This is a genomic window from Mycobacterium sp. SMC-4 (assembly GCF_050205565.1).
Classification (GTDB): Bacteria; Actinomycetota; Actinomycetes; order Mycobacteriales; family Mycobacteriaceae; genus Mycobacterium.
In genome coordinates this window covers 93,157-106,053 of record NZ_JBNMQU010000005.1, presented here as the reverse complement: position 1 = coordinate 106,053, position 12,897 = coordinate 93,157, and the positions used below count along the sequence as shown (strand labels likewise).

General features: G+C 71.0%; 12 protein-coding genes. 3 read left to right on the top strand and 9 right to left on the bottom strand.

The window, feature by feature from the left end; genetic code table 11:
• Positions 1-29: 29 nt before the first annotated feature.
• Positions 30-734 (top strand): LppX_LprAFG lipoprotein, encoded by a 705-nt coding sequence (locus tag ACQI46_RS10950; RefSeq protein ID WP_427094016.1) that lies wholly within the window; start codon positions 30-32, stop codon positions 732-734.
• On the top strand, positions 734-2,302 hold the full coding sequence (locus ACQI46_RS10945) for an MFS transporter (protein ID WP_427094015.1): 1,569 nt from the start codon (positions 734-736) through the stop codon (positions 2,300-2,302). Before ACQI46_RS10950 ends, ACQI46_RS10945 begins: the two co-directional genes overlap by 1 nt.
• Here the strand turns inward: ACQI46_RS10945 and ACQI46_RS10940 are convergent.
• The 9 genes from ACQI46_RS10940 to ACQI46_RS10900 all read right to left on the bottom strand — a co-directional run bounded on the left by ACQI46_RS10940 (position 2,269) and on the right by ACQI46_RS10900 (position 11,611).
• Positions 2,269-2,430 carry a hypothetical protein gene (locus tag ACQI46_RS10940; protein WP_427094014.1) on the bottom strand — a complete coding sequence of 54 codons (162 nt, stop codon included), beginning with the start codon at positions 2,428-2,430 and terminating at the stop codon, positions 2,269-2,271. The genes ACQI46_RS10945 and ACQI46_RS10940 overlap by 34 nt on opposite strands.
• 107 nt (positions 2,431-2,537) lie before the next feature.
• Positions 2,538-3,542 (bottom strand): bifunctional diaminohydroxyphosphoribosylaminopyrimidine deaminase/5-amino-6-(5-phosphoribosylamino)uracil reductase RibD, encoded by a 1,005-nt coding sequence (gene ribD, locus ACQI46_RS10935; RefSeq protein ID WP_427094013.1) that lies wholly within the window; start codon positions 3,540-3,542, stop codon positions 2,538-2,540.
• The gene (rpe, locus tag ACQI46_RS10930; protein WP_427094012.1) at positions 3,539-4,234 is read right to left on the bottom strand and encodes a ribulose-phosphate 3-epimerase; all 696 of its coding nucleotides are present in this window, start codon (positions 4,232-4,234) and stop codon (positions 3,539-3,541) included. The genes ribD and rpe overlap by 4 nt, the downstream gene beginning before the upstream one ends.
• A gap of 10 nt (positions 4,235-4,244) precedes the next feature.
• The gene (locus ACQI46_RS10925) at positions 4,245-5,630 is read right to left on the bottom strand and encodes an RsmB/NOP family class I SAM-dependent RNA methyltransferase (RefSeq protein WP_427094207.1); all 1,386 of its coding nucleotides are present in this window, start codon (positions 5,628-5,630) and stop codon (positions 4,245-4,247) included.
• Positions 5,627-6,559, bottom strand: coding sequence for a methionyl-tRNA formyltransferase (gene fmt, locus ACQI46_RS10920; RefSeq protein WP_427094011.1), 933 nt, complete (start codon positions 6,557-6,559; stop codon positions 5,627-5,629). The genes ACQI46_RS10925 and fmt overlap by 4 nt, the downstream gene beginning before the upstream one ends.
• Positions 6,560-6,586: 27 nt before the next feature.
• Positions 6,587-7,123, bottom strand: a complete 537-nt coding sequence (locus ACQI46_RS10915; RefSeq protein ID WP_427094010.1) for a LemA family protein — start codon at positions 7,121-7,123, stop codon at positions 6,587-6,589.
• Entirely contained in the window at positions 7,117-8,886 is a 1,770-nt protein-coding gene (locus ACQI46_RS10910) for a DUF2207 domain-containing protein (RefSeq protein ID WP_427094009.1), read from the bottom strand. Before ACQI46_RS10910 ends, ACQI46_RS10915 begins: the two co-directional genes overlap by 7 nt.
• A gap of 5 nt (positions 8,887-8,891) precedes the next feature.
• Positions 8,892-10,892: a primosomal protein N' gene (locus ACQI46_RS10905; protein ID WP_427094008.1), complete on the bottom strand. Its 2,001-nt coding sequence runs from the start codon at positions 10,890-10,892 to the stop codon at positions 8,892-8,894.
• On the bottom strand, positions 10,889-11,611 hold the full coding sequence (locus ACQI46_RS10900; protein WP_427094007.1) for a lysoplasmalogenase: 723 nt from the start codon (positions 11,609-11,611) through the stop codon (positions 10,889-10,891). The genes ACQI46_RS10905 and ACQI46_RS10900 overlap by 4 nt, the downstream gene beginning before the upstream one ends.
• Positions 11,612-11,643: 32 nt before the next feature.
• Here ACQI46_RS10900 and ACQI46_RS10895 point away from each other — a divergent pair, with 32 nt between their 5' ends.
• Positions 11,644-12,897, top strand: coding sequence for a hypothetical protein (locus tag ACQI46_RS10895; RefSeq protein ID WP_427094006.1), 1,254 nt, complete (start codon positions 11,644-11,646; stop codon positions 12,895-12,897).

The following is a 12,897-nucleotide window of genomic DNA, read 5'->3' as shown; positions in this document are numbered from 1 at the left end:
CATCAGTCCGCACCCTTTACGATGCAGGCATGCAGACCCGCCTGTTGGCGATCTTCGCCGCCCTGACCGCTGCCCTCGTCGTTGTCGCAGGCTGCTCGAGTTCCTCATCGGAGGATTCCGGCGCGGACCTGCCCGACGCCGCGACCCTGTTGAGCGAGTCCAGCCAGACCACCAAGGGGCAGACCAGCGCCCATCTGACACTGTCGGTGCAGGGGCAGCTCGCCGATCTGCCCGTGGAGTCCCTCGAGGGTGACCTGACGCAGTCGCCCAGTGTCGCCGCGAAGGGCACCGCCGACATCGTGTTCATGGGCCAGCGCCTCCAGGGCGTCGATTTCGTCGTCTCCGACGGAGACCTCTACGCCGCGCTGACCTCCGGCGGGAACCTGTCGAACTTCGGTCCGGCCTCCGACGTCTACGACGTCGCGGCGATCCTGGACCCCAATCTCGGCCTGGCCAACGTGCTGGCCAACTTCTCCGATGCCACCTCCGACGGCCGCGAGACCATCGACGGGGTCGGCACGGTCCGCATCACCGGCAGCGTCAGCGCCGACGCGGTGAACAAGATCGCTCCGCAGATCGCTGCGACCGGCCCGGTGCCCGGAACCGCGTGGGTCGCCGAGGAGGGTGAGCACGAGCTGATGCAGGCACGCCTGGAGCCCAGCCCGGGCAACAGCGTGACCATGACGCTGACCAAGTGGGGTCAGCCTGTGACGATCGACAAGCCCGCCGCCTGATGGGCGCTTCGCCTCCGCTCGTCGCGTCGACCAACCGGCGCATCGCGATCAGCGCGGGCAGTCTCGCGGTGATCCTCGGCGCGCTGGACACCTATGTCGTCGTGACGATCATGACCGACATCATGCGGGACGTCGGGATCGGCATCAATCAGATCCAGCGCGTCACCCCGATCATCACCGGCTATCTGCTGGGCTACATCGCGGCGATGCCGCTGCTGGGCCGCGCGTCCGACCGGTTCGGCCGCAAGATGTTGATCCAGGTCAGCCTGGCCGGCTTCGCGCTGGGCTCGGTGGTGACCGCGCTGTCGACGGACCTGACGATCCTGGTCCTCGGCCGTGTCATCCAGGGCACCGCCAGCGGTGCGCTGCTGCCGGTGACGCTGGCGCTGGCCGCCGATCTGTGGGCGGCGCGCAACCGCGCCGCGGTCCTCGGCGGTGTCGGCGCAGCGCAGGAGTTCGGCAGCGTGCTCGGCCCGATCTACGGCATCACGCTGGTGTGGCTGTTCGGTCACTGGCAGTCGGTGTTCTGGGTCAACGTGCCGTTGGCGGCGCTGGCGATGGTGATGATCCACTTCAGCCTGCCGGGCCGGGTCGACAGCGAGAACCCGCAGAAGGTCGACGTGGTCGGCGGGCTGCTGCTGGCGGTGGCGCTCGGCTTGGCGGTGATCGGCCTGTACAACCCGGCGCCCGACGGCAAGGAGGTGCTGCCGAGCTGGGGTCCGCCGGTACTGATCGCCGCGGCGGTGGCCGCCGCCGCGTTCTTCGGGTGGGAGAAGTTCGCCAAGACCCGGCTGCTGGAACCTGCCGGCGTGCACTTCCGGCCGTTCCTGGCCGCGCTGGGCGCGTCCCTGGCCACAGGCGCGGCGCTGATGGTGACGCTGGTCAACGTCGAGTTGTTCGCACAGGGTGTCCTGGGCAAGGACCAGATCGAGGCCGCGTTCCTGCTGTTGTGGTTCCTGGCCGCGTTGCCGGTCGGTGCGCTGCTCGGCGGCTGGGCGGCCACCCGGATCGGCGACCGCATCGTGGCGTTCACCGGTCTGTTGATCGCCGCGGGCGGCTACCTGCTGATCGCCCGGTGGCCGGTCGACGTGCTGGCCGCCCGCCACGACCTGGTGCTGTTCAGCCTTCCGATGCTCGACACCGACCTGGCGGTGGCCGGGTTCGGTCTGGGTCTGGTGATCGGACCGCTGACCTCCGCGACGCTGCGGGTGGTGCCGTCGGCGCAGCACGGCATCGCCTCGGCAGCGGTGGTGGTGTCACGCATGATCGGGATGCTGATCGGCATCGCGGCGCTGAGTGCATGGGGTCTGTACCGGTTCAACCAGCATCTGGCCGGGCTCCCGGCCAGTACCGGCGGAAACACGCTGGCCGAGCGGCTGGCCGCCGAGGCCAACCGGGTGCGGGAGGCCTACGTGCTTCAGTACTCCGAGATCTTCACGATCACCGCGCTGGTCTGCGTGGTGGGCGCGGTCCTGGGTCTGCTGATCAGCGCGCGCGACGAGTACGCCGAGGAACCGGAGTCAGGACCTGTCGCTCAGCAGCGTTCGACGCCGGGGACCATCAACTGAAACCCGGGCGCCGGTGAGGCGTCGCGTTGGGTCATTTTCTGCAGATCACGCAGCACGTCGCGGATGACGTTGCGGACGATCGCCGGTGCGACCAGATCAACGGGAAGCCAATTCTGCACTGCGGTCATGGTGAAATCCTTTTTCTCGTGCTCTCATGCGCAACTCGTCTCTGAAAGCGCGATATTCCCGCCGGACCGGCGCCCGGCGTTGCAGTCGAGTGTAGTCGTCGCAGGCGCTACAGCGGTGGCACGAGACTGAGCAGCATGTCGGGTCCCAGCGGTTCCACGGCGTCGAAGCGCCACCGGTGCGCGCCTGTGATACTGCGCACTCCGACGTCGTCGACGGCGGTGACGGGTCCGCCGAGCAGAATGGGCGCGACGTAGGCCAGGATCCGGTTCACCAGACCGGCCCGCACGAACGCGCCGGCCAGGGTGGGTCCGCCTTCGAGCATCACGTCGGTGCGGTCGGACAGCGCGCGCATCACCTCGTGCGGGTCGCGGGTGCGGATCACCATGGTGTGCGAGTCTTCGTTGAGAGCCCTTGCGTCCGGCGATATTTCGCGAGTCCCCACCACGACCCGCAGCGGCTGGTGATCGGCCAGAGCGCCGTCGGGCAGCCGCGCGGTCAACGTCGGGTCATCGGTCAACACGGTGCCGGTTCCGACCACGATCGCGTCCGCGGCGGCGCGGCGCCGATGGACGTCCGCGCGCGCTGCTTCGCTGGTGATCCACTGGCTGGTGCCGTCGGCGGCGGCGCTGCGGCCGTCCACGCTCATCGCGAACTTCCACGTCACATGCGGTGATCCGGTGCGCTGCTTGTGCAGCCATTCGCGCAGCGGGCCGCCGGCTACCGCCGTCGAGAGCACCCCGGCGGTGACGCGCACCCCGGACGCGGCCAGGCGGGCGGCGCCGCCCGCGGCGATCGGGTTGGGATCGCTGACGGCGAACGCCACCTCGGCGACGCCGGCGGCCAGCAGTGCCTCGACGCACGGCGGCGTGCGGCCGGTGTGGTTGCACGGCTCGAGGGTGACCACCGCGGTACCGCCGGCGGCCCGCTCCCCCGCGCGGCGCAATGCCACCACCTCGGCGTGCGGCCCACCGGTCGGGGCCGTGGCACCGACACCGACGATCTGGCCGTCGCGATCCAGGATGACCGCTCCCACAGGGGGATTCGGGTAGGTCCTCCCCTTGACCCGCTCCCCCTGTTCGAGCGCCGCGGCCATCGCCGCGTCGAGGTTCACAGCGTCAGATGCGGGGCTGCCGCAGCGGCCTGCTGCCGCAGGGAACGCACCGCCGCGGCGGGGTCGTCGGCGCTGTAGACCGCAGAGCCGGCGACGAAACAGTCCACCCCGGCTTCTGCGGCCGCTTCGATGGTGTCGGCGTTGATGCCGCCGTCGATCTCGATGAGGATCGTCAGTTCACCGGCGTCGACCAGGCGGCGGGCGGTTCCGACCTTGGGCAGCACTTCGGAGATGAACTTCTGGCCGCCGAAGCCCGGCTCGACCGACATCACCAGCAGCGTGTCGAAATCGCGCAGGATCTCCAGGTACGGCTCGATCGAAGTGCCCGGTTTGATCGCCAGGCCGGCTTTCGCACCCGCGGCCCGGATGTCGCGGGCCACCGCACTCGGGTTGTCGGTGGCTTCGGCGTGGAAGGTCACGTTGTGCGCGCCGACTTCGGCGTAGGGCGGTGCCCACTTGTCGGGGCGTTCGATCATCAGGTGGCAGTCCATCGGGATGTCGGTGACCGCCAACAGCGATTCCACCACGGGCAGGCCGAGGGTGAGGTTGGGCACGAAGTGGTTGTCCATCACGTCGACGTGGAGCCAGTCGGCGCCCTCGACCGCGGCCACCTCGTCGGCCAGGCGGGCAAAGTCCGCCGACAGGATCGACGGCGCGATCAACGGTGCGGAGGAAGCGTGTGGTGCGGCCATGGACCCGAGCCTAACGGGGACCGGTCACGCGCAATGCAGCGGCGAACATCGCATCGGTGCCGTGCCGGTGCGGCCACAACTGGACCGACGTCGCGTCACCGACGTCGGTGGCCGGCACGAACAATTCGCGGGTGTCCAGCGCCGTCACCGGGTGCCGGCGCAGCGCGTCGGCGACGACGCCGGTGGTTTCGGCCAGGTGTGGAGAGCACGTCGCGTACAGCACCACGCCGCCGGGTCTGGTGAGGCCGATCGCCGCGGCCAGCAGTTCGCGCTGCAGCTTGGCCAGCGGGGCGACGTCGCCGGGTTGGCGCCGCCAGCGCGCCTCGGGACGACGGCGCAGCGCTCCGAGTCCGGTGCAGGGCGCGTCGACCAGCACCCGGTCGAACCCGGGTCCCAGACCGGATTGGCGGCCGTCGACGCGGTGCACCGTCACCGGTAGGCCGGCGGTGTTCTGTTCGACGAGTTCGGCACGTCGCGGCGCGGGTTCGACCGCTGTGACGGTGGCACCGGCGTCGCGGCCCAGTGCCGCCAGCAGAGCGGTCTTGCCGCCCGGGCCGGCGCACAGGTCGAGCCAGCGACCGGTGTCCTGCCCCTCCAGCGGCGCCAGGGTCAGCGCTCGAGCGACCAGTTGGCTGCCCTCGTCCTGCACGAGGGCGTGGCCCTCGCGCAGGGCCGCCAACTGGCCCGGGTCACCTTCGGTGAGGTGGACCGCGTACGGCGAGTAGGGCCCGACGGTACCGCCGACCTGCTCGGCCAGTTCCTGCGCCGTGAGGTCGCCGGGGCGTGCGGCCAGGTGCACCGTCGGGCGGGCGTCGTCGTTGGCGAGCAGGGCCGCGAGCTCGTCGGCGCGCGCTCCCAGCGCGTCGGCGAACGCCTGCGCGATCCAGCGGGGATGTGCGTGGACGAACGCGAGATGCCCGATCGGGTCTTCGGACTTCGGCGGGGCCAGTTCGTCGACCCAGGACGCCTCGTCGCGGCGAGCGATCGTGCGAAGCACCCCGTTGACGAATCCCGCACGGGCGGTGTCGAATTCGATGCCGGCCTGTTCCACGGTGGTAGCCACCGCGGCGTGATCTTCGACGCGCGTGCGCAGCAACTGATAGGCGCCGAGGCGCAGCAGGTCGAGCAGGACCGGGTCGATGCGGTCGACCGGCCGGCCGGCCGCCGCGGCGATGACGGCGTCGAGCAGCCCGCGGCTGCGACACGCACCGTAGGCCAGTTCGGTGGCGAACGCCGCGTCGCGGCCGCTGAGTCCGCGGTCGCGCAGAATCGCCGGCAACGCGAGGTTGGCGTAGGCGTCCTTGTCCGAGACCGCGCGCAGCACGTCGAACGCCGCGCGCCGGGCCGGATCGAGCGGTCGTCGCTTCTGGGGCCGTCTGCGGCCGGGCCCGGTCACCGCGCCCACCCGAGGTCCTCGAGGCGCGCGCCGCGCGCCCAGTCGGCGGCGTTCATCGCCTTCTTGCCCGGCGGTTGCACCGTGGACAGCTCCACCGGGACCGAGCCGGTGCCGACGCGCACCGTCTTCTTGCCGACCGAGATCTCGCCGGGCGCAAGGGTTTCCGCGGCGTCGGAGGACAGAGCGACGGGGCCGACCTTGACGCGCAGGTCGCCGATCATCGTCCAGGCACCCGGGTTGGGGGTGACCGCACGGATGCGGCGGTCGACGACGTGGGCCGGCAGGTCCCAGCGGATACGTGCGTCGTCGACGGTGATCTTGGGGGCGATGCTCACGCCGTCGGCGGGTTGCGGCACCGCGGTCAGGGTGCCGGCGGCGATGCCGTCGAGGGTGGCCTCGAGCAGTTCGGCCCCGGAGACCGCCAACCGGTCGAGCAGGTCGCCGGCGGTGTCGCTGGGGCGAATGGTTTCGGTGACGACACCGAACACCGGTCCCGAATCCAGGTCCGGTTCGATCTGGAAGGTGGTGGCGCCGGTGACGGTGTCGCCGGCGGCCAGCGCTGCCTGGACCGGCGCGGCGCCCCGCCACGCCGGCAGGACCGAGAAGTGCAGGTTGACCCAACCGTGCCGCGGAACGGCGAGCAGTTCGTCGCGCAGCAGGGCCCCGAACGCCACCACGGGGCAGCAGTCGGGCCCGATCTCCGCGAGCTCGGCGACGAACTCCGCGGCGTTCGGTCGGGGCGGTCGCAACACCGGGATGTCGTGTTCGGCCGCCAGTTGCGCCACCGGCGACGGGGTCGGTCGGCCGCGCCGCCCCACCGGCGCGTCGGGGCGGGTGAGCACCGCGACCACCTCGTGGCGGGGCGAGTCGATGAGCCGGCGCAGGGAGGGCAGGGCCGGTTCCGGTGTGCCGGCGAAGACGAGTCGCACCGCGCCAGTCTAGGGACGGCCCCGGCGCTACCGAGGGGCCCGGTAGTACTCCCTTTCCGTGACCCCGGTCAGCGGGGCGACGAACATCCACGGGATGGTGGTGAGCAGCCGGTTCAATCCGGCCACGGCGTCGTTGTAGTACTGCCGGGCGAAAGCCAGCTTGTCCTCGGTGTCGGCGAGGTTGTGCTGCAGGTCGGCGAAGTTGTGCGAGGAGTTCAGCTGCGGGTAACGCTGCCCGAGCGCCAAGAGCGGGGCCAGTGCGGTGTCGAATTGCTCTTCGGCGGTGCTGCGCCGTGTCACCGACGCGCTGCCGGTGGCCGACGTCAGCGCCGACTGCGCGTCGGTCACCCGGTCCAGGACGGCCTTCTCGTGCGCGGCGAAGCTCGACACCGTGTGCACCAGCGCGGGGATCAGCGCGGCGCGGCGGGTCAGCTCGACGTCGATGCCGGACAGCGCTTCGCTGACCCGGACGTCGGCCGAGCGGATCTTGTTGTGTCCGACGACGAAGCAGGTTCCGACGAGCACCGCCACCACCAGGGCTACGGCCAATGCGACTGTCACCACGATCCGCCTCCTCCACCGCCACCGCCACCGCCACCGAAGCTGCTGCTCGAACCGCTCGACGACGAGGCCTGCGACGCGGTGTAGGCGCCGATCGACGATGCCAATGCCGACTCGAAGCTGTCGAAATCCGCGTCTGCCCCGCCCGCTGCGGTGTCCGCACTGCTGTGCGAGGTGACCGAGGCGCCGTACCACTCCGGTTGCGGTGCGGCCAGCCCGGTTTCGGCGTGGTACTTCTTGGCCCACAGCGCCGCGACTCCGGCCGCGACCGCGTACGGCACGTAGGCGGTGTAGAGGTCTCTGCGGGCGGCGAAGTCGAACCGCGACTCCGCGGAGTCGGTGCTCAGCACGCGGTGGAAACCCCCAGCGCGCGACCAGAGTTCGCGGCCGGCCCTGGTTCGGCGGGTGCCGACGCCGTCGCGCCAGGACACTGTCGAGAACAGGAAGAACGCCGCGAAGGGCAGCGCCGACATCGTGGTGGGGAATCCCCAGCGGAAGAACGCGCACACCATCGCCACGAACGCGGCGGCGTTGGCCGCGCGCAGCCACAGCTCCCGCTTGCGGGTGACCATGTATCCCGACTCCACCGCCCACTTCTTGACCGCCGTGGTCATCTCGCTTCTGGCTTGCGACAGCTTCTTTCCCGCGGCAGCGGTTTTCTCGGCCTGGAACGGCTTGCCGCGCCGGTCGACTTTGAGCGCGGCGGCCACTGCCGCGCTGACCGGGTCGACGTCACGCCACCGGGCGGGTTCGGCGATTCCTTCTACGTTCCACTGGGTGTCGTCGACCTGGCGTAGTTCGACGAGTCCGCGTTCGGCGAGGTGGAACAGCGTCGCGGTAAGACCGGTTTTCGGCACCGACTCGGTGCGGATGTACTCCGTCTGCACCGGCCCCAGGCCGTCCGGGGGCGCGTACTGCAGCGGGAAGCCCGGCGGCTTCTCGACGATGGTCCGCAGCCACAGCAGCGCGGCCAGCCCCGCCAAGACCGTCACCCCGAGGATCCAGGCCACGCCCGTCGGGGACTGTCCGAGAATGCGGTCCCAGTAATAGGGCCAGGGCACTTCGGCGCGCGGTGGCGGCGGGAGCTCCACGCCGGCGCGCACAGTGACCGGGGTGCGTGGCGCGAGGTCCGCCGCGGAGAACGTGACCCGGTTGTCCCGCACCGCCAGGTCCAGGCACGGGGTTCCGGCACCGAACCCGACCCAGCACTGCGCGCCATCGACCGCACTCGGCAGTGTGACGGAGACGTTCGCGCGGCGGATCTCGTTGTTCCAGGCGGGGGCGATGACGTTCCAGAAGAAGACCGAGTCGGGGTCGTCCTCACTCGGATCGAGGACTCCTGGGATGGTGTACCGGATCTCGAAGACGTGTGTGCCGTAGCTCAGGTAACGGTCGGGGTCGCCGATCTTGGCGACGACGAACCGTCCCCCGCCTTCGGAGAGCATCTGGTAGGGCGCGGGTCGACCGTCCATGAGGATGGACGTGACCTCAGGCACCTGCCGGACTCGTGGCGAATTCTGGTTGGCCACATCCCAATAGCGGAAGATGCCGTGGCGGTCGCCGGGGAACTGACCGGTGATGGTCTCCACCGCGGTCAGGTCGCCGGCGGCGTCGACACGGATGTCGACGTCGTATCGGGTGAGCACCACCGGGTCGGCCGCTGGCGCTCCGCCACTTGAGTCGCCGCGAAACGCCAAGGGCCACAACATTCCGGCGGCGATCAACAACAGCGGGATCAGCACCTTGACCAGCCGCCAGACCGACATGGGCATCAGCCTATGTGCAGCGGGTCGATCTGGATGCGAACCGGCTCGGTGTCGTGGCGGGCGCTGGCCACCGCGGCCGCCTTGCGCAGGGCCGCCGCCAACGCCAGGCCGCCGTCGCGCGGTGTGCGCACCAGCATTCTGCTGACGGGTTCATCGGGTGCCAGGCCGGCGGGCCTGCGCGCGTTGAACGGCAACTCGACGGGCCCGAGCGGCTCGGACCGGTCCGGCAACTCCGCGGCGTCGAGCAGGGCGTGGACGGCGTCGGTGGTGCCGTCGATGGCTGCCATGTGTACCGCCGGCGGCAATCCGACCTCGCCGCGTGCATCGAGTTCGGCTTCGGCGTGGCCGACGGGATCCCAGCGGATCAGCGCCTGCACGGTCGGTATCGCCGACTCGGCGACCACCACCGCGACGCCGCCGTCGGTGCGGCTGCGCACCAACGCCACCGCGGCCATCCAGCGTCGCAGGGTGTCCTCGGCGGCCCGCAGATCCTGGCGCCCCAGCAGTGCCCAGCAGTCCAACAGCAGCGCCGCGCCATACCCGCCTTCGGCGACGGGTTCGACCCCGGGTGTCGCGACGACGACCGTCGGCCGCTGCGGCACGGCGGCCACGACGCTGTCGCCACCGGAGGTCACCACCGGGGTCCCGGGGAACGCGCGCCCGAGTTCTTCAGCGGTGCGGCGGGCACCGACGACGACTGCGCGCACGGCGTCGCTGCCGCAGCGCGCGCAACGCAGCGTCACGTCGTCGCGGCCGCACCACCGGCACACCGCGCCCGGGGCGTCGCGGCCCGGCAACGACAGCGGACCGGTGCAGTGCCGGCACCGCGCCACCGTCCGGCATCTGGCGCAGGCCAGAGCCGGCACATACCCCCGCCGGGGTACCTGAACAAGCACCGGCGCACCGGCTTTCAATGCCGCGCGGGCTGCGTCGAGCGCGACCGTCGGCAGGCGCGCGGTGCGCGCGGCGGGATCCCGTTCCTGGGCGTATGCGCTGTCCTCCAGCGCGACCACGCGTGGTGCCCGCGCCCGCACCGTCTGGCGGCCGGCGGTCAGGTCGTGGGCCCAGCCACTGCGCACCAGGGCCTGCGCCTCGGCGGTGCGGGCGTATCCGCCGAGCACCGCGGCGCACCGCGCCTGGTGTGCACGCAACATCGCGACCTCGCGGGCGTGCGGGTACGGCGAGCGGGGTTCGGCCAGCGAGTCGTCGCCGTCGTCCCAGAGCAGCACCAGGCCGAGGTCGGCGACAGGAGCGAAAACCGCGCTGCGCGTACCGATCACCACCCGGGCGTCGCCGCGCAGCACCGACAGCCACCGCCGATACCGCTGGGACGGGCCCAGCCCCGCCGACAACGCCACGACATGGGGTGCCTCGACACGCTGGGTCACCGCGGCGTGCAGCGCGTCGACGTCGCGCTGATCGGGCACCACGGCGAGCACGCGGCGCCCGGCACCGACCGTGACCGTCGCAGCCTCGGCCAGCCGGTCCGCCCACGTCTCCCCGGGCAGCGCCTGCCACACCGCCCGCGCGGCGCGGCCCTCGGCGAGTGCTGCGATGAACTGCGGTCCGCCGCTGTAGGACGCCCACTCGGTGGTGTCCACCGGGCGGGGCGTGCACGGTCCCGGACGCTCGGCCGGCCGCTTCTCGACGGTCGCGTGGCGCGGCGGTATGGCCAGGCGCAGGACGTCGGCGCGGGTCCCTGCGTACCGTGCGGCCACCGCGTCCACCAGCCGTCGCACGTCGTGGGTCAGCACCGCTTCGGGCGAGACCACCTTCTCCAGATATCCGAGGTTGCCGACATGGTCGGTCTCCGAACGCCTTTCGAGGAGGAACCCGTCGATCAGGCGGCCATTGAACCGCACCTTGACCCGCACCCCGGGTTGCGCGTCGTTGGACTGCTCGTCGGCGACCAGGTAGTCGAACTCGCGGTCGAGGTGCGGCACGGTGAGCATGGGGAGCACTCGTGCGACCGGTTCGTGCTCGGCGGGCCGCCTGGTCGTGGTCACACCGCAGGTCTAACAGACGGCACAGACGTCCGGCCGAAGAGCAAACCGGCGGTGATGAGCAGCAACGAGCCGGCGTAGACCCACCAGATCGGAACCGCCAGCGTCTCCGACTCCAGGACGAACACGTTGATCCCGATCATGGCATCCGATACCGCGAAGCACAGCGCACCGACCGCGGTCCACGGTGTCGGCAGATCGGCGAGCAACGCGGCGCAGACCATCGCGCCGAGCACCGCGATGTACAGCGTGACCGGGACCGTCATCCCCTGCTCGACCAGGCGCGGCCAGAACCACACCAGCAACGCCGCACAGGCGACCACCACCAGTGCCGCGCAGACCACCCGCGCCACCGACAGCACCGCCATCGGGACCAGTGCCGCAAGAAAGCACAGGTGCGCGACCAGAAACGCGGCCAGTCCGAGCACGAATGACGGTTCCCACCAAGGCGTTGCCAGCAGATAGTCGCCCACGGCCGAGAACAGCAGCGCGGCGACGAGCCACCGGCGTTCCCGCGCCACGGCGTGCAGTGCAGCCGCCCCGGCCAGGAGCACAGCGGCCAGCGCCTTCGCCGCAGGCTGGCCGGTGAACTGACCCGTGAGTTCCGCGCCGACCCCGACCCGGGTCGTCGTGACGATCAGGAACAGGCCGTAGCCTGCCGCCACCACCGCAGCCGCGCACCACAGCAACCGGGCGGCAGGTAGTTCGCGGGTGCTGGTCATGCGACAGAACCTACTTGATAGGTTGCCCCGTGATGGCCCGCAGACCACGCGACCGGCAACCGGACACGGTCAGGGTGGCTGCCCTCGACGTTCAGCACAGCTACCGTCGTTCGGCGGTCGTACTCGGTCCTTTCGAACTGCCGTCGGCCGATCTGCTCACCCAGCGACTGCTCGCGATGGCGCATGCCGGTCCCGAGGCCCGGGTGGGGCTGATCCCGTCGACCACCAGCACCCGCTGGCGTTTCGCGCCCGAATCGGTGGCCGGCGCCGTCCACACCATCAGCCGCGCACCGCAGTCCGAGCCGACCGAACTGGTGGCCCACCTGCGTCGGCTGCCGCCGACGAGCCTGCGGGTGCTCGCCGCCGACGACTACCTCGCCCTCGATTTCAGTCACGGACTCGGCGAGATTCCGCTGCTGGACCTGCTGATCGCGGTGCTGCTGGGCGTCGTGGACCCGGCCGATGACACATTGTGGAAGCCCTACCGGCACACCACACCCCCGCTGGTCAGCGCCGCGGCCCGCGCGATCGGGTTGTCCCCGCACCGTCTGCTCCCGCTGTGGCGACAGCACCGCCGCCACGCCGGCACCGTCAGCACATCCGATCCGCCGAGCTCGACCACCGTCGCATCGTCGACATCGACCCGCGTGCTGCGGATCCCCGAACATGACGTGAACGATATTCGGGTACAACGTGATTCGCATCTGCCGGGGGTCAGCCTGTTCGCCGCGTACACCTGCGCGCTGCACGCGGCGTTCGCCGACGAGGGATTCGACATCGAGCCCGAGGTGACGGTGCCGGTCGACGTGCGGCGCTACCTGCCGCAGGGGCGCGGGACGTTGGGATCATTCTCGGCTGGACTGAGCTTCCCGGTCGAGCATGCCGACCCGCGGCACCTGCACGACGCGATGACCGACGCCACCCGCATCGCCCGCCCGGTCGCCAACCTGGTGGCCGGCACGGTCAAGGCCCATGTGGCGTTGCGCTCCGGAGCGCAACCGGTGCGGACCGCACCGGCCCGCCCGCGCATGCGTCTGCTGCACTCCAGCGTGGGTGAGGTTCCTCGGTCGGCGTGGTCGTTCTCCGATCCCGCGCACGCCCGGGTGCTGGTGGCCAGCGACCCCGCCGGTCCGTGCGGGGTCACGGTCACCACATCGTCGGTGTTGGGTACGGCATGGCTGACCGCTGAGTTCCACGACGCAGTCTTCGACCCCGAGCGCATCGGAGCGGCCTTGGCGACCGTGCCCGCACGTGCCCGAGCGTTGCTGACGCCACGCGGGCGGTGA